Source organism: Mesorhizobium sp. dw_380, from assembly GCF_018588885.1.
Lineage (GTDB): Bacteria > Pseudomonadota > Alphaproteobacteria > Rhizobiales > Rhizobiaceae > Mesorhizobium.
Genome location: NZ_JAFFIW010000032.1, coordinates 34,159 through 55,551, shown reverse-complemented (window position 1 = coordinate 55,551; position 21,393 = coordinate 34,159). Strand labels below are relative to the sequence as shown.

Here is a 21,393-nt window from a genome sequence, read left to right as displayed (position 1 = left end):
TCACAAGGTGCCGTACCGTCGCAGCACCCTGCGACGCCGCCTCGCCCCCGGCTCGCCCTGGGATGATGCGGCTTGGGAAGCGCCCCACTCCAACGCGGCAAGGCAATCGCGCAGCGGACCGGCGTCCTGCGCCGTCTTGGCCATCGACATGGCGCCGGAATAGGTGGCGATCACGAGCGCCGCAAAGCGCTGGGGATCGGTGTCTCGCTCCCTGCCCGCCTGCTGGTCGGCCTCGATCTTGCCGGCGATCGCCTTGCGCCATGCCGTAAAGATGCCGGCAAGGGCGGCGCGGAAATCGGGATCGGCGAGCGACAGCTCGTGCGCCAGATTGTTGAGCGGGCAGCCGCGCACGAAACCCTGCTGCTCCAGTTCCGCCGTCACCGCCTCGAAGACAGCCCGCACCCCTTCGCGGGCCGAAGCCGCCGCCTTGACCGGCACGATCCATGTCTCGTCGACCGCAGCCGCCACGCGCTCCTCGATCACGGCCAGGGCCAGCGCCTTCTTGGTCGGGAAATGGTGATGCAGAGCGCCGCCGCTGACGCCGGCCGCCGCCATCAGGTCGCCGAGGCTGGAAGCATGATAGCCGCGCGCCTGAAACGTTTCCTCGGCGACATCGAGCACTTTCCTGCGCATGCCTTCGGGGTCGTTGATGCGTTTTTGGGCATGCCGTGCCATCGCGAATCTCCCCTTCTCCCCTTGTGGGAGAAGGCGCCTGAACGAAGTGAAGGCGAATGAGGGGTGCTCCAGCTTGCCATAGCCAGCTTGGCATAGACGGTGTTCCGTCCGACACCCTCAACCGTCTTGGCGCTGCGCGCCAATCTTCCTTCTCCCTCAAGGGGAGAAGGAAGAAGAAGATAGCATATTGACAAAACAGGACAACCGGTCTGTTTTATAAACAGGACGATCACCCTGTTTCCTAGGATTGACGGATGAACCTGCCCCTGAATGCCTCAGCAGCCCCCGTTGCGCTCGCCTCGCCTGTCGTCGAATTGCGGCAGTACACTTTGAAATCAGGCAAGCGCGAGAAACTCATCGACCTCTTCGACGGCAGGCTGATCGAAGGCCAGGAAGAGGCCGGGATGACCATCATCGGCCAGTTCCGCGATCTTGACCGTCCGGACATGTTCGTCTGGCTGCGCGGCTTCGACGGTATGGACGCACGCAAGGATGCTCTGGCCACGTTCTACGACGGCCCGATCTGGGCGGCGCACCGTGACGCGGCCAATGCGACGATGATCGATTCCGACGATGTGTTGCTGCTGAAGCCGGCATGGTCAGGCGCCGGCTTCAACCTCTCGGGCATGGAACGGGCCGCCTTGGCTATCGGCGAAAAGCCGATTCGAAACAGGTCGATGGCTGGCATTGTAGTCATCCGGATTCATCATTTGCGGCCGGGAGCGGAGACCGAGTTCGCCAATCGCTTCGAGGCCGAGGCGGCGCCAATGATGAAGGCAACCGGCGCCCGCCTGCTCGCCGCTTTTGTCACGGAGCACGCCGAAAACAGCTTTCCACGCCTGCCGGTGCGGGCGAGTGAAAATGTCTTCATTTCCGTCACCGGCTTCGAGGATGCCGAGGCGCATGCCCGCCATGAAGCCACCTTTGCCGTCTCGCCAGATTGGCTGGCTTTTTGGCAGGCAGCTCGGCTTGACCTGACCAAACCAACGGAGACCTTGCGGCTGTCGCCCACGTCGCGATCGTTGGCCGGGCGGCGCACCTAAAGCGCGTCGCGTTGAGACGGACTCATGCGACGCGCTTTAGGGTATTTATTTTATGCATGTCGTTCTCTCCAAACCGAGGACACTTTTGGGCGGCATGCATTAGACTTCAAATGCCTCAACGATGGCCCTGGCGACAAAAGCCGGCTCCTCCCAATGCGGGTTGTGGCCACACGCTTCGGCCCGCAGGAAGACGGCTTCGGGAAGAGCGCGGAGCAACGCCTGCTGGTGCGCTTCGCCGAACAGCGGGTCGCACGCGCCGGCGAGGATCAGCGTTTGGGTTCGCACTGCCTGTGCCGCACCGGTCAGGTCGGCCCCGCAGATTTCTTCCAGGATGGCCCGCCAGCGCGCCGCGGGCATCGCCGATGCGTCTTTCGCCAGGCCGGCGAGAAACGGCTGGGGCACACCGGGCCGGCAGGCATGCCACCAGGCATAGAACGGGTCGGCCGGCGATATCGGATCGCGCAGAGCCTGAACACCCGCGACGAGCGGATGACCCTGCGCGAAATCGGGCTTCAGCGTGCCGGCCATGACCATCAGCCCCCCGATGAGGTCGTTGTGCCGCGCGGCCAGCGCAATGACCACCATAGCACCCAAGGAATGGCCGACGACGGCAGGCCGGTCGAGCCGCAAGTGCCGGATAAGCCCGGCAATGTCATCGGCAAAGTCGGCGATGCCGAAGCCCTTGCCCGTTTGCGACGCACCGTGGCCGCGCAGGTCAGGCATGATCAGCCGGCGACCGGCCAGATGCGGCACCAGGAGCGAAAAGCTGCGGCTGGTATCGGTGAAGCCATGCACCAGAACCAGCGCCGGCTCGGCGCCTGATATCTCGACATAGGCGATCTCGAGGCCGCCAACATCGACAAGTTGCTTGCGGCCGGCCCAGGCGTCCTGTTCCACCGGGGCATCCAAGCCCGTGTCCAGTACTGCCGGCGTCACAGGCCGAGCTTTTCCTTGACCGCGGCAAGGCCGGGCTTGCCGTCAAAGGTGGTGACGCCGGCGAGCCAGGCGTCAAGGCGGTCCTTGTTGAGCGTGATCGCCTTCAGCGCCCCGTCCTCCGGCTTCATGCCGTCATTGATCAGGTAGCCCATGCCGACATTCTCGAAATCGATGTCGAAGGCGAGATTTTTGAGGAATTGCGCGACGTTCGGGCACTGATCGAGATAGCCTCTGCGCACCTGCGTCGTCACCGTTGCGGCACCGAAGTTCGGGCCGAAGAACTTGTCGCCGCCGGTCAGATACTTGAAATCGTACATGGTGTTCATCGGGTGCGGCGCCCAGCCCTGGAAGACGATGAACTGCTTCTCCTTGATCTCATAGCCGACCTCGGAGAGCATGCCTGCCTCGCTCGACTCGACCACGTGCCAGCCGTCCAGGCCGAAGGCCGGATCGGCGATGGCATCCATCATCAGCTGGTTGGATCCGGGCTCGATGCCGTACATCTTCTTGCCGAACTTGTCGGCGAATTTGTGCAGGTCGGAGACGTCCTTGACGCCCGCTTCCCAGACATAGGTCGGCACGGCGAAGGTGTATTTGGCGCCGACGAGATTGACGTGCACATTCTCGATCGAGCCATCCTTCTTGTAGGGCTCGTAATAGGTGACCATCGCCGGATCCCAGTAGCCCAGGAACAGGTCCAGATCCCTGTTCTTCATGCCCTCATAGATGACGTTGATGCCAAGCACCTCGCTTTGCGGCTGATAGCCGAGCGCTTGCAGCAGGACGTTGGCCACCCCCGTGGTGAAGGCAAGATCGTTCCAGCCGGGCTCGGCCATGCGAACCGTCCTGCATTGTTCGGCCTCCGCCGCCTGGGCCGCGTGAGACGCCAGCGCCAACGCGGCAAGACAGACGCCATTTGCAAGGATGCGCAGCATTTCGTTCTCCTCTATCGTATTGACCAGCTCTTCTCGCTGTTGACCGCTTGGTCTTTTTATTGTCCCATCGGTCAATGATTGATCTGGCTGGACGAAAATGTCAACGTGGATTCGTCATGCATGGATCGAACCCGTGAAACTCAAGCGTCTCGGTGACATACGCCGTAAGGAATTGCGGCAGGCGGCCTTCGCGGTGCTGGAGCGCGAAGGCATTGCGGGTGCTACTCTGGAAAAGGTGGCCGCTCATGCGGGAGCCTCCAAGGGAATCGTGCTGCATTACTTCCGCAACAAGCAGGAACTGTTCGAGCATGCGATGCGGGAGGCCAACGCCGTGCTGCGCGATGCGGTGGTCGTCCGGCTTCGCCAGGCGCGGACGCCGAGGGAGCGCCTGGACGCCGTGATCGAGGGCAATTTCGAGGAGCATCTGTTCCTGCCGCCTCTATGCCATGCCTGGCTTTCGCTTTGCGCCGAGGTGCCGCGCGACGAAAAGCTGGCGCGCATCCAGAAGGTGCTTCACGCGCGCATGCGCTCGAATCTGTTGTCGGGCCTGCACGGCCTTGCCTCGCGCAGGGACGCCGACGACATCGCGCTTGGCGTCACCGCGCTGATCGACGGACTCTGGCTGCGGCTCGGTCTGGAGCCGGGCAGCGTCTCGCGCGAACAGGCGATCCGCCAGGTCAAGGATTTTGTCGCCGCGCGGCTGGCCATGCGGCAGCCTGAGACTGTTGGCGCGTAACCGGAGTTCGGCTGGCCAGCCGGAACAGGCCTTCCTTCTCCCCTTGCAAGGGGAGAAGGAAAGGCCCTCGTCCTTCAACCGATTTGTACCTGTCTCGACATCATTCTCCGCTTGATGCGTTTTGTGCAACACGATACGCCGTTGCCCAAATCGACAGACCGGAGATTTCCCGTGAGCGCTGAGAAAACCAGAACCGAAACCGATACGTTCGGCCCCATCGAGGTTGCGTCCGACCGCTACTGGGGCGCGCAGGCGCAGCGTTCCCTGGGCAATTTCAAGATCGGCTGGGAAAAGCAGCCGGCCTCGATCGTGCGCGCGCTCGGCGTCGTCAAGCGGGCGGCGGCGGAAGCCAATATGGAGCTGAAGCGGCTCGATCCCGCAATCGGCAAGGCGATCATCGCGGCCGCGCAAGAGGTCATCGACGGCAAGCTCAACGACCATTTCCCGCTGGTGGTCTGGCAGACCGGCTCGGGCACGCAGTCCAACATGAACGCCAATGAGGTGATCTCCAACCGGGCGATCGAGATGCTGGGCGGCGTCATGGGCTCGAAGAAGCCGGTGCATCCCAACGATCACGTCAATATGAGCCAGTCGTCGAACGACACCTATCCGACGGCGATGCACATCGCCTGCGCCGAACGCATCGTGCACGACCTGATCCCTGCGCTGCACCACCTGCACAAGGCGCTCGGCGCCAAGAGCAGGGAGTTCAACCACATCATCAAGATCGGCCGCACCCACACGCAGGATGCCACCCCACTCACCCTTGGCCAGGAATTCTCAGGCTATGCGGCGCAGGTCGCCTCCTCGATCAAACGCATCGCGACGACGCTGCCCGGCCTGCAGGAACTGGCGCAGGGCGGCACCGCCGTCGGCACCGGCCTCAACGCGCCGGTCGGCTTCGCCGAGCGGGTGGCCGATCGCATTGCCGCCATCACCGGCATCGCCTTCGTCACCGCGCCGAACAAGTTCGAAGCGCTCGCCGCCCATGATTCCATGGTGTTCTCGCATGGCGCGATCAATGCCGCGGCCGCGGCGCTGTTCAAGATCGCCAACGATATCCGCTTCCTCGGGTCGGGCCCGCGTTCGGGCCTCGGCGAATTGTCGCTGCCGGAAAACGAACCCGGCTCCTCGATCATGCCGGGCAAGGTCAACCCTACCCAGTGCGAGGCGATGACGCAGGTCTGCGTGCAGGTGTTCGGTAACAATGCGGCGCTGACCTTCGCCGGCAGCCAGGGTCATTTCGAGCTCAACGTCTATAACCCGCTGATGGCCTACAACTTCCTGCAGTCGGTGCAGTTGCTCGCCGACGCTTGCGTCTCCTTCACCGACAATTGCGTCGTCGGCATCGAGGCGCGGGAAGACAACATCAAGGCGGCCCTCGACCGCTCGCTGATGCTGGTGACGGCGCTCGCCCCGACCATCGGCTACGACAATGCCGCCAAGATCGCCAAGACGGCGCACAAGAAGGGCACGACACTGCGCGAGGAAGCGCTGGCCACCGGCCTGGTGAGCGAGGCCGACTATGACCGGCTGGTGCGGCCGGAGGACATGACACATCCGGGGTGAGGTTTTTCGGCGGGAAAATTTGCTCCCGTCACCGCATCGACCGACACGAATTTCGCGCGTCTCGTCCAATCACGGAAACGTATGGCCTGTGAACAATGTGTCGCCGCATAGGCGGCTTTGGTGAACAGTCGGCATCGTCTATCTCAGTGGTCATTCAACCCATTCGGAGAGCCACCATGTCCATCAACACTTCTGCCGCCGGCGCCGGTACCGCGTCCAACAGCTCCGTCACCATCCTGCTCGGCCGTATCCTGCTCGCGGTCATTTTCCTACTTTCCGGCTTCGGCAAGCTCACCGCCATTTCCGGCACCGCTGGCTATTTCGGCGGCTTCGGCCTGCCGTTGCCGACCGTAACAGCGGTTGTCGTCGGCCTCATCGAACTGCTCGGCGGCCTCGCCGTCCTCGTCGGCTTCCAGACCAGGATCGCCGCCGTGGTGCTCGCGATCTTCACGGTCGCCACCGGGCTGGTCGCCCACACCGGCTGGGCCGACCAGATGCAGATGATCCAGTTTCTCAAGAACCTCGCCATCACCGGCGGCTTCCTGCTGCTGGCTTCATCGGGCGCCGGCGCTTATTCCATCGACGCCAAGCGCGGCTGAACCTCCCTCCCAAGCCTTGACTGAAGCGGCGCGGAATTTTCCGCGCCGCTTTTTCGTTGTCTGGAATAGCTCGCCGGTTTCAGCTGCTGCCTCACCAGCGTAGACTGCGGTGCGGGCGGCCCGAGGCCAATTGGGGGTGCCGGCAAGGGAGGTGACCATGACCCGCAACGCATTGCTTCTGGTTTCACGACTGCTGCTTGCCGTGCTATTCGTACCGTCCGGCTTCCAGGCGCTGGCCAACATTGCCGGCACGACCAGTTATTTCACCGATCTCGGCCTGCCGCTGCCGGGGCTCGCCGCCTGGGGCACGGGCCTGTTCGAGCTGATCGCCGGATTGCTGATCCTCGTCGGCTTCCAGACCCGGATCGTGGCGCTGCTGCTCGCCGCTTTCTGTATCGCGGCCGGCTACATCGGTCACCATGGCCAGGGCGTCGGCGACGTTACACTCGCCTTCCTGCACCAGCAGATGCTGATGAAGGACATCGCCATATCAGGCGGTTTCCTGGCACTGGCCATGGCCGGTGCCGGAGCCTGGTCGGCCGACGGACGCGGTTTCGGCATCGGTGCGGACGTGACTTGATCTTTATTTGACGGAAACGCTCGGGCCGCCTTCGACCGCCAGCACCAACCGGCGATTGGTGATCCTTGCAAGTTGCGCCAGCCGGCCGGCCGGGCGCTCGCCATAGAGATCGGCCAGCGACGCGGGCAGCACCAGCGCCAGCACGCCGTTGGCGCGCTGTTCCCATTTCAGCCTGGGCATGATGCCGGGCATCGAGGCCGTCAGCAGATAGACGACACGCATCATCGCCGCCAGCACCCGGGCACGCTCGAGATAGCGCGGCGTTGCCAGCGCCTTGATTTCCGGCGCGATCGATTCGTTGAAGATGCCGTCATGGCGATAGGCGTTGGCCAAGGCCAGGAAGGCACGGCCGGGATGATCGACGCCGAAGAAAGAGGCATGGGCAATGATGTTGAGCGACTGCCTGCCGCGATACTCCGGATGCGCGCGCCAACCGATATCGGCCAGCAATGCGGCGGCGTGGCGGTAGCGCGCCTCGTCCTCCGTCTCATCGATGCCGAAGGCGGCAAAGGATTTGGCCGTCCAGTCGACCAGTTCATGCGAATGGCTGACCGAGCGCGACCGCAACCGGGCGAGTTCCTCGGATGCCGAGATCAAGGGATCGGCCTTCTGCTCCGCCTCATCGAGGAGCGAATAGAGAAAGCCTTCACGCACACCGAGCGCCGAGACGATGATCTTCGACGGCTGCATCGCCGCCATGATCTCCTGCAGCACGATGGCGCCGTAGGGCAGCAGCGAACGGCGGTTCTTCGAGACGCCTTCGATACCCTTGACCTTCTCGATCTCGGCTTTGGCCACCTGCTTGAGAAAGGCCGTCGCACTGTCGGCTGATATCTCGTAATGGTGCATGACGCCGAGCGGGTAATTGGTCATCTCCATGTGCAGCCGGGCGAGATTTCGCCAGGTGCCGCCGACGGCGTAGAAGGGCCGGCCCTGCCCGCCCTTCAGCAGCTTGGCCCGCGCCAGTTCGTCGCGCGCGATCTTCTGCGCCTGGCTGAGCGAGTTCTTCGCCATGTCCTGCAGGCGAAGGCCACCGAGCGGCAGCGTTATGCCGTCACCGATCGCTTCGCCATTGACGTCGACCAGTTCAAGGCTGCCGCCACCCAGATCGCCGGCGATGCCATTGGCCGGATGGAAGCCCGAAATGACGCCGAGCGCCGAATAATAGGCTTCCTGGCGCCCGCTGATCACCCGGATTTCGGTCTTCAGCACCTCTTCGGCGCGGTGGATGAAATCGGGGCCGTTGATGGCCTCACGGGCTGCGGCCGTGGCCAAGACGTACATATGCCCGGCGCCGGCCTGGTCGGACAGCGCGCGAAAGCGGCGGAACTCTTCCATCGAGCGCGTCACCGCCTCGGGATCGAGTTTGCCGGTCGAAACGATGCCGCGGCCAAGACCGGCCAGCATCTTTTCGTTGAACAGCATGGTCGGCGAGCGCGCCAGCCCTTCATAGACAACGAGGCGGATCGAATTCGACCCGATGTCGATGATGGACAGCGGTCGCCGGTCCTGCAGCCGGCCCTGGGAATCAGACAGCATCAGCCGGACGCTGCGGCGTTCTTCTTGCGGCGCTTGAACTGCGCGATGCGCTTGGGCGCATGCGACTTCAGCGCGTCACCCCGTCCGGACAGGCTCGGATTGGTCATGAAATATTCCTGCGCGTTGAACGGTTCCTCGCCCTCCTCCAGCATCACGCGCCGGGAGGTTCCATCAGCCAATACGTCGAAACTTTGCTGATTGTCCATGATGTTGCCGAGCATGATCTGGCCCAGGACCTGTTCATGCACAGTTGGATTGGTGATCGGCACCATGGTCTCGACGCGGCGGTCCAGATTGCGCGGCATGAGGTCGGCCGAGGAGATGTAGATGATCGCCTCGTCCGACGGCAGGCCGTGGCCGTTGCCGAAGCAGTAGATGCGGCTGTGCTCGAGGAAGCGGCCAACGATCGACTTGACCCTGATGTTTTCCGACAGGCCCGGCACCTGCGGTCGCAGACAGCAGATGCCGCGCACGACGAGGTCGATCTCGACGCCGGCGCGGCTGGCATCATAAAGCGCATCGATGATGATCGGGTCGACAAGCGCATTCATCTTCATCCAGATTCGCGCCGGCCTTCCTTCTAGCGCGTGGGCAACTTCGTCGGAAATGTGCTGCAGGATGCGGTTTCGCAGCGTGAACGGCGAGATCGCCAGCCGCATTTCGGCGGTCGGCTCGGCATAGCCGGTGATGAAATTGAACAGCTGGGCAACGTCGCGGGCGATCGTCGGATCGGTGGTGAAGAAGGACAGATCGGTGTAGATGCGCGCTGTGACCGGATGGTAGTTGCCGGTGCCGAGATGCACGTAATTGCGCAGCTTGCCGTCCTCGCGTCGCACCACCAGCGACATCTTGGCGTGGGTCTTGAGTTCGAGGAAACCGAACACGACCTGCACGCCGGCGCGCTCGAGGTCGCGGGCCCAGCGGATATTGGCTTCCTCATCGAAACGCGCCTTGAGCTCGACAAGCGCGGTCACCGACTTGCCGGCCTCGGCCGCGTCGACCAGGGCGCGCACGATCGGGCTGTCATTGGAGGTGCGATAAAGCGTCTGCTTGATCGCCACCACTTCGGGATCAGCCATTGCCTGGCGCAGGAACTGCACCACCACGTCGAAGGATTCGTAGGGGTGATGGACGATGATGTCCTTCTCGCGGATGGCGGCAAAACAGTCGCCCCCGTGCTCGCGAATGCGCTCGGGGAAGCGTGGATTGTAGGGCGTGAATTTGAGATCGTCGCGGGGGACGGAGACGATCTCGGAAATCTGGCTGAGCGCCAGCGGACCAGTCAAGACGCTGATGCGGCTCGACGAGACGCCAAGCTCGCCGGCGACGAAGTCGCGCAATTCGCTGGGCATCAGTCTGTCGAATTCGATGCGGATCACCGATCCGCGGCGGCGGCGTTTCAGCGCCGTCTCGAACAGGCGCACCAGATCTTCCGATTCCTCCTCAACCTCGATATCGCTGTCACGGATGATGCGGAATGTGCCTGAGCCCTTGACCTCGTAACCCGGAAACAGCTTGCCGATATAGAGGCCGACCGCCTCTTCCAGCGGGATGAAGCGGACGTGGTGCTTGCGATCCGGAAGGCGGATGAAGCGCTTCAGCGCCACCGGCAGGCGTAAGAGCGCGCTCATCTCCTCGCCATTCTTGCGATGGCGCAGCTGCAGCGCCATCGAGAAGCCGAGATTGGGAATGAACGGGAACGGATGCGCCGGGTCGATCGACAGCGGGGTGAGCACCGGAAACACCTGGTCCTGGAAATGCTCTTCCAGCCAGATCTTCTCGTCCTTGGTCAGCGCGTCGCGGGTGATGCTTTCGATGCCTTCCTTGTTGAGCAGCACCGTCAGAGCCGAAAGGCTCTTCTGCTGGTCTTCCTGCAGCCGCTCGACCTCGCGCAGCAGCTGTTCGAGCTGCTGTTCGGGGGTGCGGCCGTCAGGGCTCTTCAAGACGATGCCCTCGCGCACCTGGCCGGCGAGGCCAGCGACGCGCACCATGAAGAACTCATCGAGATTGGCTGCCGAGATCGACAGGAAGCGGACACGCTCCAGCAGCGGATGATTGGTGTTCAGCGATTCCTCGAGAACGCGGCGATTGAACTGCAGCCAGGAAAACTCACGATTGACGAAACGGTCCGGGTTGCCGCCCTCCGGGCTCGCCGCCTCGACATTGATGAATTCGCTCTGCACCGGCTTCAGTTCGTTCATGGTTCCTGCTCTTCCTACGCCTGGTCGCTTAGCCGCATTTCTGCGACCCCAAGCCGTTCCGCTTGGCTGCAAAATGCTCCAGCCGGTTAACCGGCTTAACTTATCCTCTGACAGGCTTTTGCGACAGTTTCATTTCATCGATCTTGCAAAGAGGCCTGTTATGATCCAGATGCAGACGAGACTGCGTTAAGGAGACGACGATGGCAGGCGGTTCCATTCCCCATTTCCAGAACGATGCGGGCTTTCCGGCAATCGACATCGGGGTCAAGGAATTCATGTGCACGGGTGCCAATCCGCCTTTCGACCACCCGCATGTGTTTCTCGACATGGGCGACGACAATGAAAAAGTCTGCCCCTATTGCTCGACGCTCTACCGCTATTCGCCGAAGCTGAAGGCAACCGAAACGCTGCCGGCCGGCTGCCTCTACATCGACCAGGCCGCCTGATTCTTTCGCGACAGACCTGATGGACACGCGCTCCCGGCAAGTCGTCATCGCCGGGGCTGGCGTCGCCGGGCTGACCGCGGCCATTGCCTTCGCCGAACGCGGCTATCCTGTGCAGGTGTTCGAACAGGCGCAGCGCCTTGAAGCGGCTGGCGCCGGCATCCAGCTCTCTCCCAACGCGACACGCATCCTTCGCCAGCTTGGGGTGCTCGACCGACTGCTGCCGGCGGCGGTGCGGCCGGAGGCCGTGGTGCTGAAGGACGCCGCGACATTGCGCGAACTGGCGCGCGTGCCACTCGGGCAAGCTGGCGAAATTCGCTGGGGCGCTCCGTATCTCGTCGCGCACCGGGCCGACCTGCAGAGCGCGCTGATGGCGGGGGTTGGCGAGATGCCTGATATCCATCTCACCACTGGCGCCCGTGTCAGCAGCGTTGCCGGCGGTCCCCACGGAATCACGGCGACAGCCGAAATTGACGGCAAGATCGTTGGAGCCGAGGGGTTTTTGCTGATTGGCGCCGATGGCGTCTGGTCGTCGACACGTTCGCTTGTCAATTCCGGCAAAGGCGCCGCCTTCGCGAAAAGCCACTTCTCCGGCGAATTGGCCTGGCGTGCCACCGTCGCGGCCGGCAGCCCCGCTGGGCAGGCCTTTGCCGCCATCGGCGCCACCAACTGCGTCACCACTTTCCTCCATCCCGGCTTCCATATGGTCGCCTACCCGGTCAGCAGAGGCAGCGCCTTCAATCTCGCCGCCTTCACCAGGGGCGAGCGGATTGCCGAGGGCTGGTCCGGCAATGCCGACCAGGGAATTCTGACCGGCGCCCTGCGCGGCGCGTCATCGGCACTTGGCCACCTCGTCAAGGAAGCCGGACCTTGGACGGCATGGCCGATCCATACGGTTGACAGCACACGGCCCTGGACGAGCAGGAGCATCGCGCTGATCGGCGATGCGGCGCATGCGATGACGCCGTTCGCGGCGCAGGGCGCAGCCATGGCGATCGAGGACGCGGCAATGCTTGCCCATATCATCGCCGACTTCCCTGCCGATCCGACAAGAAGTCTTCAGATATGGGAGAACCTGCGACGGCCGCGCATCGCGAGAGTGGCTCGTCGCGGCGCCGTCAACCGCCTTGCCTGGCATGCCGCCGGTCCAGTGGCAGTCGCCCGCAATCTGTTCCTGAAAATGCGGCCTTCGGAAAAGCTCGCCACCGACCTCGACTGGCTCTACGGCTGGCGACCGGCTGAAATCAAAACACTGGCCAGTTCTTGACGTAGTGGTAATTTGTAGTTACATTTTCGCAGTGACACGAGGCTTAGATTGCGATTCGAATGGGATGCCGAAAAGGCAATGTCCAAGTTGCGCAAACATGGCGTGAGTTTCGAGACCGCAGCTCGCGTTTTCTTCGACCCTTTTGCATTAACGATCCAGGATCGGGTGGAAGAAGGCGAATATCGTTGGCAGACAATTGGCGCCGTCGACGGGGGATTGGTTTTGTTGATCGCGCACGCTGATCGAGAGGAAGACGGGATGGAGGTGATCCGCATCATTTCAGCGCGGGGAGCCACGCCTCAGGAGAAAAGACGCTATGGGCAAGATCGTCCGACATAAAATCGATCCAACGAATCCGCCTTCTTTGACGGAAGCACAAAAGGCTGAAATTGCCGCTCTCAAAGCGCGACCTGAGGATGACATCGACACGAGCGATATTCCCGAATTGACCGAAGAATTCTGGCAAAACGCGGTTCGAAATCCCTATTTCAAACCCATCAAGCAGCAGTTGACCCTGCGTCTCGATTCCGATCTCGTCGCATGGTTCAAGCGACGCGAGCCGGATGGTCGCGGCTACCAAAGCGCGATCAACAAGGCGCTTCGCGAATACGTGGCAAAGCAAGAGCGCAAGACCGGCTGACCACTTTGGCGACACGTTCAGTGGTCAGTTGTAAAGCCGCATCGACAGCCCAAGCGACACCGGCAGCGGGTTCCACCAGCCGGTGCGCAGGCCGGCGGTGCGCAGTGCCGCCGCCGTCCAGGTGTTGCAGCCGACCAGTGCATTGAAATGGTCGTTCGCCTCGTAGAAGCGGTCGAAGCTGGAATAGCTCGCATTCTCGATCACGACGGGGCCGTTCAGCCCCTGCTGGAAACTCGCCGCGATATAGTCGAGCAATGCCGCGAACCGCTCCTCGCCAATATCGAAGCCCGCGACGTCGGGATGCGGCTCGGCGATCGCGCCGGCGACATCGACATGCATCACCGAGGCATCGAGCGTCAGCGCCTTGAGCACCGGCATCGCCTTTAGTTGCGACCACGTTGGTGTTTCCAGATAGAAGGCGCGGCCACCCCAGCCGAAGACGATGTAGCGCACGTCAGGCGCGTCGGCCGGAAGGCCGGCCTTGACCAGGAAGTGGAAACGCCTGCGAACCTCCTCGTCGACCGGGATGGCGATGTCGGTGTGGATCGGGTTCTTCAGCACCAATATGCGCCGCGCTCCCTCGCCCGCAGCGGCCGCCGGCCAGAGAGGACGCGGCACCAGCGTGCCGAGGCCCGCGGCAAGCACGATTGCGGCCAGGAGGCCTGCAACGAAACGCCAGAACCTTCTCATCGACGACCCCGCTCCCGATGGCATTGGCTGCCCATATGCAGAAAGCCCGGCCACATTGCGGCCGGGCTTTCAGCGGTCGGTGTGCAACCGTCAGTGCAGGATCTGCGACAGGAACAGTTTCGTGCGCTCGTGGCGCGGGTGGTCGAAGAACTCGGCCGGCGTGTTCTGCTCGACGATCTGGCCCTGGTCCATGAAGATCACCCGGTTGGCGACCTTGCGGGCGAAGCCCATTTCGTGGGTCACGCACAGCATGGTCATGCCTTCCTCGGCCAGCCCAACCATGGTCTCGAGCACTTCCTTGATCATTTCAGGGTCGAGTGCAGAGGTCGGCTCGTCGAACAGCATGATGCGCGGGTTCATGCACAGCGATCGGGCGATCGCCACGCGCTGCTGCTGGCCGCCGGAAAGCTGGCCCGGATATTTGTTGGCCTGCTCCGGGATTTTGACACGCTTGAGGAAATGCATGGCGATTTCCTCGGCCTGCTTCTTCGGTGTCTTGCGCACCCAGATCGGCGCAAGTGTGCAGTTCTCCAGGATGGTCAGATGCGGGAACAGGTTGAAGTGCTGGAACACCATGCCGACCTCGCGGCGCACCTCGTCGATCTTCTTGAGATCGTTGGTCAGTTCCTTGCCGTCGACGATGATCTTGCCCTTCTGGTGCTCTTCCAGCCTGTTGATGCAGCGGATCATCGTCGACTTGCCGGAGCCTGACGGTCCGCAGATGACGATGCGCTCGCCGCGCATCACTTTCAGATTGATGTCCTTCAGCACATGGAATTCGCCATACCATTTGTGCATGGCGATGATGTCGATGGCGACATCGGTGGTCGAGATGTGCATCTTGGCGGCGTTGACCTTGATCTCTTCGGCGCTGACGGCGTTTTCGGTGGCCATGACAGGGTCCCCTTGTTCTTAGCGTTTGTGGCCGGTGTCGAGCCGGCGTTCGGTGTACATGGAATAGCGCGACATGCCGAAGCAGAACAGCCAGAAGACGAAAGCGGCGAACACCAGGCCGGACCTGGCCGTTTGCGGCGTCGCCCAGTTGGCGTCCGAGAAGTTTTGCTTGACCACACCAAGCAGGTCGAACATCGAGATGATGAGAACCAGGCTGGTGTCCTTGAACATGCCGATGAAGGTGTTGACGATGCCGGGAATGACCAGTTTCAGCGCCTGCGGCAGCACGATCAGCCCCATCTTCTGCCAATAGCCGAGGCCGAGCGAATCGGCGCCTTCATACTGGCCTTTTGGGATCGCCTGCAGGCCGCCACGCACGACTTCCGCCATATAGGCGGCTGCGAACAGCGACACGCCGATCAGTGCCCGCAGGAACTTGTCGAAGGTGACGCCCGCCGGCAGGAACAGCGGCAGCATGACGCTGACGAAGAACAGCACGGTGATGAGCGGGATGCCGCGTACCGTCTCGATGAAGACCACGCACAACGTCTTGACGATCGGCATTTTCGAGCGCCGGCCGAGCGCCAGCACGGTGCCCAGCGGCAGTGAGACGGCGATGCCGACGAAGGACAGGCTGAGCGTGACCAGCAAGCCGCCCCAGCGCGAGGTCTCGACGTGCGGAAGGCCGAAAGCGCCGCCAATCAGCAGAAAAAAGGAGACGATCGGCAGCACCAGGAAAAGCAGGATAGCGTTCAGCCCCTTGCGCGGCACGCGCGGGATCAGCATCGGCACCAGCAGCGCCACGAACAGGATGGCAACCAGGATCGGCCGCCAGCGCTCCTCGATCGGATAGGTGCCGAACATGAACTGGCCGAACTTGGCATTGACGAAAGCCCAGCAGGCGCCGGTCCAGCCATCCGGCTGGATGCCGCCTTGGGTAATGGTCGCACAGACAGTGCGGTCCGGCCCGGTCCACTGTGCGTTGATGAACGCCCAGTTGATGACCTGCGGCAGGACCCAGGCGACGATGGCGATGCCAAGGATGGTCAGGATGGTGTCGCCGAGCGAGCCGATCAGATTCCTTCGGACCCAGGCAATCGGGCCGCGGACGCTTGTTGGCGCGGGCTGCGCCAGCGCCATTTCGGTGCGCACCCAGGACATGTCGTGTTCCTGCATGGCTCTACCTTTCCACCAGCGCCATTCTGGCGTTGACCACGTTCATGACGGCCGAGGTCACCAGGCTGAGTATGAGATAGGCGATCATCATGATCAGCACGCCTTCGACCGCCTGTCCGGTCTGGTTCAAAACCGTGCCGGCCGTTGCCGTCAGGTCCGGATAGCCAATGGCGATCGCCAGCGACGAGTTCTTGGTCAGGTTGAGATACTGGCTGGTCAGCGGCGGAATGACGATGCGCATGGCCTGCGGCACGACGACCAGCCGCAAGATCGACCCGGACCGCAGGCCAAGTGCCGCGGCAGCCTCGGTCTGGCCCTTGCTGACGCCCCTGATGCCGGCGCGCACGATTTCGGCGATGAAGGCCGCGGTGTAGCAAGACAGAGCCAGATAGAGCGATAGGAATTCCGGCTTCACCTGAAAGCCGCCGGTCAGGTTGAAGGTCGATTGTTTCGGAAGATCAAAGCTCAGCGGAAAGCCGCTCAGGACGTAAGCGAGCAATGGCAAGCCGACGATCAGCGCGACTGAAGTCCAGAGCACCGGAAATTGCTGACCCGTCGCCATCTGCCGCTGGCGCGCCTTGCGGGCGACGAACCAGGCCATGGCGATGCCGACGATGAGCGCGACAAAAATCAACCAGGAGCCCTCGCCCCAGACCGCGCGGGGAAAATAGAAGCCGCGCTGGTTGAGGAAGGAGCCGAGGGGCAGATGGTAGCTGTCACGTGGCGCCGGCAGCACCGCCAGCACGCCCGAATACCAGAAGAAGATGACCAGTAGCGGCGGGATGTTGCGGAAGATCTCGACATAGACCGTGCAGATCTTCTGGATCAGCCAGTTCTGCGACAACCGGCCGATGCCGATAACGAAGCCGATGATGGTGGCGGTGATGACACCGGCTGCCGCGACGATGATAGTGTTTATCAGGCCGACGACGATGGCGCGGCCATAGGTCGAATCCGATGTATAGGCGATCGGCGTGTCCGAGATGTCGAATCCGGCGCGGCCGTTGAGGAAGCCGAAGCCTGAGGCGATGTGCAGGCGCTGCAGATTGTCGATGACGTTCTGCACGATCCACCAGACAGAGCCGAACAGCACGATGACGACCAGCGTCTGGAAGAAGAGGCTCCGGACTTTCGGATCATTGAAGAAGGAGGACCGGCTGGTCTCCTCACGAAGCACTTCCTGCGATGCCATTCGACCATCCCCTGGAAAGAGAAACCGGGAGGCAGATGATCTGCCTCCCGGATCACATTTCAATCAGCGGATCGGCGGAGCGTATTGCAGGCCGCCCTTGGTCCACAATGCATTGATGCCGCGCGCGATCTTGAGCGGGCTGCCCGAGCCGACATTGCGGTCGAACATTTCGCCATAATTGCCGACGGCCTTGACGATGTTGACGACCCAGTCATTGGAGACGCCGAGATCGGTGCCGATCTTGGTGTCGGCTTCCTGGCCGAGCACGCGCTTGATCTCCGGGCTGGCCGAGTTCTTCATCTCATCAACATTGGCCTTGGTGATGCCGAGCTCCTCGGCGTCGAGCAGCGCGAAATAAGTCCACTTGACGATGTGGTACCACTGATCGTCGCCTTGGCGCACGGCCGGCCCGAGAGGCTCCTTGGAGATGATTTCGGGCAGCACGACGTGGTCGGCCGGCGAGTCCAGCGTCAGGCGAATGCCATAAAGGCCCGACTGGTCGGTGGTGTAGACGTCGCAACGGCCGGCGTTATAGGCGGCGTTGACCTCTTCGAGCTTCTCGAAGACGACCGGACTGTACTCCATCTTGTTCGCCTTGAAGTAGTCGGCGAGGTTGAGTTCGGTGGTGGTGCCGCTCTGCACGCAGACGGCGGCGCCCGAAAGCTGGAGCGCCGAATTGACGCCCGGCAGTTTCTTGGCGTTGATCATGAAGCCCTGGCCGTCATAGTAGGTCGTGCCGACGAAATTCAGGCCAAGCGCGGTGTCGCGGTTGATGGTCCAGGTGGTGTTGCGCGACAGGATGTCGACCTCGCCCGACTGCAGCGCCGTAAAGCGCTCCTTGGCGCTGAGCGGCGTGAACTTGACCTTGGTGCCGTCACCGAAGACGGCAGCTGCCACGGCGCGGCAGAAATCCGCGTCGATGCCTTGCCAGTCACCCTTGTCGTCCGGGGCCGAGAAGCCGGCCAGACCGGTCGAGACGCCGCACTGGATGAAGCCCTTCGCCTTGACTGTGTCGAGCGTGGTCGCCGAGGCGGCCGACGCCATCAACCCAAGCGTAGCGGCGCCAAGAATGCCGATAGCAATATGTTTCATGACCCACAGACCCTTTTCTCTGTTTTTCAGGGCAAACCCTGATCTTTTTCCCGCGTGAACGCAGCTCCCATCCCGGCCCATTTCCGGAACCCCGCATCGTAACCGACACGCCACCTCCCATTCACGAATGGCATCGAAGGCGATAATTCCCGTGAGGTCAAGGGAAATGACCGAATCCGAACGCGTTTGGAAATCGGCCGCCTGAAATGCTTGAATTGCAGACAAACGCGCCCGCGATTTAGTCACAAGCGCGAATAAAGTCGGCAAAGCTCATTCAATGAAAATACCGGCGAGCGGCGATATCCATCGCTGGCGCTAGCTTGGCGTCACTGATCTGGAGACGGGATGAATTGGCGCGCCGGAAGACTATCACCAGACCTGCGCTCTCGAAGGCCCCGAGAGATGAACCACGCGCCGGCCGCCGCCATCAACGCCCCGGAAATGGCCGCCCACAATAGGCCGATCGGCGCGCTTGGTTCAGCACGCGACTTCGGCTGCGGTGTCTCTCACGCACGGAATTGGCATATTCGAAGTCCGCGCCCTGGCGGACGGTGCGCTGTTGCACGGGCCATGCCACCGCACTATGGCTAGCGCCTTGTCAAACAAGGCGAAGACGAAGAATGGCTAAGGACGGCAGCGGGCAAGTTTCCGGCACGATGGGCATCAACACGCGGCTTGCCCATTCGGGCAACAACCCGCACGACTATTTCGGCTTCGTCAATCCGCCGGTGGTGCATGCCTCGACCGTGCTATTCCCCAATGCCGCCGCGATGGCGGCGCGGAGCCAGAAATACACCTACGGTACGCGCGGCACGCCGACGACCGACGCCCTTGCCCAGGCGATCGACGCGCTGGAAGGCTCGGCAGGCACCATCGTGGTGCCGTCCGGGCTTGCGGCGGTGACCATACCGCTGCTCGCCTTCCTGTCGGCCGGCGACCACCTCCTGATCGTCGATTCCGTCTATCACCCGACCCGCAATTTCGCCGACACGATGCTGAAGCGGCTGGGCGTCGAGGTCGAGTATTATGATCCCGGCGTCGGCGCTGGCATCGCGGCGCTGATCAAGCCCAACACCAAAGTGGTGTTCACGGAATCGCCGGCCTCCAACACGTTCGAGGTGCAGGACATACCGGCGATCGCCAAGGCCGCACATGCGGCCGGCGCCATCGTGATGATGGACAACACCTGGGCGACGCCGCTCTATTTCCGGCCGCTCGACCACGGCGTCGACATCTCCATCCATGCGGCGACCAAATATCCGGCCGGTCATTCCGACGTGCTGCTTGGCACGGTTTCGGCCAATGAGGGCTGCTGGAAGCAGCTCTACGAGAGCTTTTGCACGCTTGGCTGCTGTGCGGGGCCCGACGACGTCTACCAGGTGCTGCGCGGCCTGCGCACGATGGGCGTGCGCCTGGAGCATCATCAGCGCAGCGCACTCGCCATCGCTTCGTGGCTAGAGGAACAGAAGGGCGTCGCGCGCGTGCTCCACCCTGCCCTTCCCAGCCACCCGGACCATGGCCTGTGGAAGCGCGACTTTTGCGGTTCGAGCGGCATCTTTTCCATCGTGCTCGCCGGCGGAGGCCAGAAGGAGCAGCACGCCTTCCTCGACGCGCTGCAGATTTTCGGGCTGGGCTATTCCTGGGGCGGCTATGAGAGCCTTGCGGTGCCGGTCTGGCTGGGCGACCGCGTCGTTGCGAAACCCGCTTACGAGGGTCCTTTGATCCGGCTGCAGATCGGCCTCGAGGATGTCGAGGACCTGAAAGCCGACATCATGCGCGGGCTGGCCGCTGCCGCCGCCTGACGGCGCCCACGGGCTGACCGCCGGAGAGAATCAGCAAACGGCCGCAAGGCTTTGACGCTGATGACAAAGCGCGAGCCGCTCGCAGCACTCCGGCGCCGCGCGGTACGCAATATTATTCTCCGGGGCCGCGACTTTCCGGATTTGTTTGACTTTCAAATCCGTTGGTCAGGCTGCATTGCGTGCTGCATCCGCATCCTCGCCAAATCGATCCGTCACAAAGCTTGCCATGGCCTTTCGTCTTTTTGTCCCCATCCTCGCCGGCGCGACGCTGCGTGAACGCATCCTGGCGTGTATCGGCGCCACGATCGGCATCGCGCTGACCGGCGTGATCAGCGGGCTGGCAATGGGTGGCGGCCCGCATGTGGCGCTGCTGGTGGCGCCGATGGGCGCTTCCGCGGTGCTTCTCTTCGCCGTGCCCGCGAGCCCGCTGGCGCAGCCCTGGTCGATCATCGGCGGCAACTCCATTTCGGCGCTGGTGGGTGTGACCGTGGCGCATTTTGTCCATGATCCAGTCATTGCCTCGGGCCTCGCGGTTGCGCTTGCCATCGCGGCGATGTCGTTCACGCGCTGCCTGCATCCGCCAGGCGGTGCGGCGGCATTGACGGCGGCGCTCGGCGGGCCGGCCGTTGTCAGCGCGGGCTTCCTGTTTCCGTTCGTGCCGGTGGCGTTGAATTCGACCATCCTGGTCGCGCTGGGCTTTCTTTTTCACAGGCTGGCGCGGCGCAACTACCCGCATGTCGCCGCACCCGCAGCCAACAGTCACGGCACCGCCGATCCGCCGGCGCAGCGGCGTGTCGGCTTCCGGCCCGAAGATATCGACGCAGCGCTGACCACGCTCGATGAAACTTTCGACATCGACCGCAACGACCTCGAACGGCTTTTGAGGCAAGTCGAGCTGCAGGCCATGGTGCGTTCGCACCGGACGCTTCTGTGCGGGGACATCATGTCCCGCGACGTGGTTGCGGTGCCTGAGCACGCCACGGCCGACGAGGCGCGCCGGCAATTGCTCGATCACAATATCCGCACTCTGCCGGTGGTCGACGCGGATGCCCGGTTGGTCGGCGCTGTCGGCTTGCGCGAGCTGACGAGGGCCGTCGATACGGTGAGAGGTGTGATGTCCACGGCCGGCGCCGCCTTACCCGACACGCCGGCGATGAGCCTGCTTCCGGTGCTGACCGACGGCCGCAGTCATGCCGTGGTCATCGTCGATGGCGAGCGGCGCATTCTCGGCCTGATCACGCAGACCGACCTTCTGGCGGCGGCCGCGCGCGTGCAGACCGCAGACAAGGGATTGGCGGCAGCCTAGAGCAATTCCAGGAAAAGTGTGGAACGGTTTTTCCGTCCGGAATTGCGTCTAAGATAGCGAAGCCGGATTGCTGAAAAT

At 62.8% G+C, this 21,393-nt stretch carries 21 protein-coding genes; 11 read left to right on the top strand and 10 right to left on the bottom strand.

Annotation, left to right across the window (positions count from 1 at the left end; all coding sequences use genetic code 11):
* On the bottom strand, positions 1-675 hold the full coding sequence (locus tag JT360_RS24815) for a TetR/AcrR family transcriptional regulator (protein WP_250889050.1): 675 nt from the start codon (positions 673-675) through the stop codon (positions 1-3).
* A 254-nt stretch (positions 676-929) separates the two neighbouring features.
* On the opposite strand from JT360_RS24815, the gene JT360_RS24810 reads away from it, so the two are divergent.
* Positions 930-1,718, top strand: a complete 789-nt coding sequence (locus JT360_RS24810; RefSeq protein ID WP_214474859.1) for an NIPSNAP family protein — start codon at positions 930-932, stop codon at positions 1,716-1,718.
* Between the two features lie 99 nt (positions 1,719-1,817).
* Here JT360_RS24810 and JT360_RS24805 read toward each other — a convergent pair whose 3' ends face one another.
* Together JT360_RS24805 and choX are read right to left on the bottom strand one after the other, a co-directional pair.
* Positions 1,818-2,615, bottom strand: coding sequence for an alpha/beta fold hydrolase (locus tag JT360_RS24805; RefSeq protein ID WP_352128305.1), 798 nt, complete (start codon positions 2,613-2,615; stop codon positions 1,818-1,820).
* A gap of 35 nt (positions 2,616-2,650) precedes the next feature.
* Entirely contained in the window at positions 2,651-3,589 is a 939-nt protein-coding gene (gene choX, locus JT360_RS24800; protein ID WP_214474856.1) for a choline ABC transporter substrate-binding protein, read from the bottom strand.
* A gap of 97 nt (positions 3,590-3,686) precedes the next feature.
* On the opposite strand from choX, the gene betI reads away from it, so the two are divergent.
* The 4 genes from betI (at position 3,687) to JT360_RS24780 (ending at position 7,073) form a co-directional block, all read left to right on the top strand.
* On the top strand, positions 3,687-4,325 hold the full coding sequence (gene betI, locus JT360_RS24795) for a choline-binding transcriptional repressor BetI (RefSeq protein WP_214474855.1): 639 nt from the start codon (positions 3,687-3,689) through the stop codon (positions 4,323-4,325).
* 171 nt (positions 4,326-4,496) lie between these two features.
* Positions 4,497-5,894: a class II fumarate hydratase gene (fumC, locus tag JT360_RS24790; RefSeq protein WP_214474853.1), complete on the top strand. Its 1,398-nt coding sequence runs from the start codon at positions 4,497-4,499 to the stop codon at positions 5,892-5,894.
* A gap of 176 nt (positions 5,895-6,070) precedes the next feature.
* A complete protein-coding gene (locus tag JT360_RS24785; RefSeq protein ID WP_214474851.1) occupies positions 6,071-6,493 on the top strand; it encodes a DoxX family protein in 423 nt (140 codons plus the stop codon).
* Between the two features lie 157 nt (positions 6,494-6,650).
* The gene (locus JT360_RS24780; protein WP_214474849.1) at positions 6,651-7,073 is read left to right on the top strand and encodes a DoxX family protein; all 423 of its coding nucleotides are present in this window, start codon (positions 6,651-6,653) and stop codon (positions 7,071-7,073) included.
* 3 nt (positions 7,074-7,076) lie between these two features.
* On the opposite strand, the gene ppx is transcribed toward JT360_RS24780, so the two are convergent.
* Both ppx and JT360_RS24770 read right to left on the bottom strand, forming a co-directional pair.
* Positions 7,077-8,612, bottom strand: a complete 1,536-nt coding sequence (ppx, locus tag JT360_RS24775; RefSeq protein WP_214474848.1) for an exopolyphosphatase — start codon at positions 8,610-8,612, stop codon at positions 7,077-7,079.
* A complete protein-coding gene (locus tag JT360_RS24770; protein ID WP_214474846.1) occupies positions 8,612-10,813 on the bottom strand; it encodes an RNA degradosome polyphosphate kinase in 2,202 nt (733 codons plus the stop codon). Before JT360_RS24770 ends, ppx begins: the two co-directional genes overlap by 1 nt.
* 200 nt (positions 10,814-11,013) lie before the next feature.
* Here JT360_RS24770 and JT360_RS24765 point away from each other — a divergent pair, with 200 nt between their 5' ends.
* From JT360_RS24765 to JT360_RS24750, 4 genes are read left to right on the top strand one after another with little or no spacing between them, the layout of a single operon-like run.
* Complete coding sequence (locus JT360_RS24765; protein WP_013896203.1) at positions 11,014-11,259, top strand: zinc-finger domain-containing protein; 246 nt, start codon at positions 11,014-11,016, stop codon at positions 11,257-11,259.
* A gap of 16 nt (positions 11,260-11,275) precedes the next feature.
* Positions 11,276-12,523, top strand: coding sequence for an FAD-dependent monooxygenase (locus JT360_RS24760; RefSeq protein ID WP_214474889.1), 1,248 nt, complete (start codon positions 11,276-11,278; stop codon positions 12,521-12,523).
* Between the two features lie 48 nt (positions 12,524-12,571).
* Positions 12,572-12,862: a BrnT family toxin gene (locus JT360_RS24755; protein ID WP_284731907.1), complete on the top strand. Its 291-nt coding sequence runs from the start codon at positions 12,572-12,574 to the stop codon at positions 12,860-12,862.
* Positions 12,840-13,163, top strand: coding sequence for a BrnA antitoxin family protein (locus JT360_RS24750; protein WP_214474842.1), 324 nt, complete (start codon positions 12,840-12,842; stop codon positions 13,161-13,163). Before JT360_RS24755 ends, JT360_RS24750 begins: the two co-directional genes overlap by 23 nt.
* Positions 13,164-13,187: 24 nt before the next feature.
* Here JT360_RS24750 and JT360_RS24745 read toward each other — a convergent pair whose 3' ends face one another.
* From JT360_RS24745 to JT360_RS24725, 5 genes are all read right to left on the bottom strand, one after another.
* A complete protein-coding gene (locus tag JT360_RS24745) occupies positions 13,188-13,853 on the bottom strand; it encodes a TIGR02117 family protein (protein WP_214474841.1) in 666 nt (221 codons plus the stop codon).
* Positions 13,854-13,943: 90 nt separating this feature from the next.
* Positions 13,944-14,693 carry an amino acid ABC transporter ATP-binding protein gene (locus JT360_RS24740; RefSeq protein ID WP_031240865.1) on the bottom strand — a complete coding sequence of 250 codons (750 nt, stop codon included), beginning with the start codon at positions 14,691-14,693 and terminating at the stop codon, positions 13,944-13,946.
* A gap of 72 nt (positions 14,694-14,765) precedes the next feature.
* Positions 14,766-15,923 (bottom strand): amino acid ABC transporter permease, encoded by a 1,158-nt coding sequence (locus JT360_RS24735; RefSeq protein ID WP_214474840.1) that lies wholly within the window; start codon positions 15,921-15,923, stop codon positions 14,766-14,768.
* Between the two features lie 4 nt (positions 15,924-15,927).
* Positions 15,928-17,115, bottom strand: coding sequence for an amino acid ABC transporter permease (locus tag JT360_RS24730; RefSeq protein ID WP_214474839.1), 1,188 nt, complete (start codon positions 17,113-17,115; stop codon positions 15,928-15,930).
* 63 nt (positions 17,116-17,178) lie between these two features.
* Positions 17,179-18,207 (bottom strand): amino acid ABC transporter substrate-binding protein, encoded by a 1,029-nt coding sequence (locus JT360_RS24725; RefSeq protein ID WP_214474838.1) that lies wholly within the window; start codon positions 18,205-18,207, stop codon positions 17,179-17,181.
* A 620-nt stretch (positions 18,208-18,827) separates the two neighbouring features.
* Here JT360_RS24725 and JT360_RS24720 point away from each other — a divergent pair.
* Entirely contained in the window at positions 18,828-20,009 is a 1,182-nt protein-coding gene (locus JT360_RS24720) for a cystathionine beta-lyase (RefSeq protein WP_214474837.1), read from the top strand.
* A gap of 226 nt (positions 20,010-20,235) precedes the next feature.
* Entirely contained in the window at positions 20,236-21,315 is a 1,080-nt protein-coding gene (locus tag JT360_RS24715) for an HPP family protein (protein ID WP_214474836.1), read from the top strand.
* The last annotated feature ends 78 nt before the right edge of the window (positions 21,316-21,393 follow it).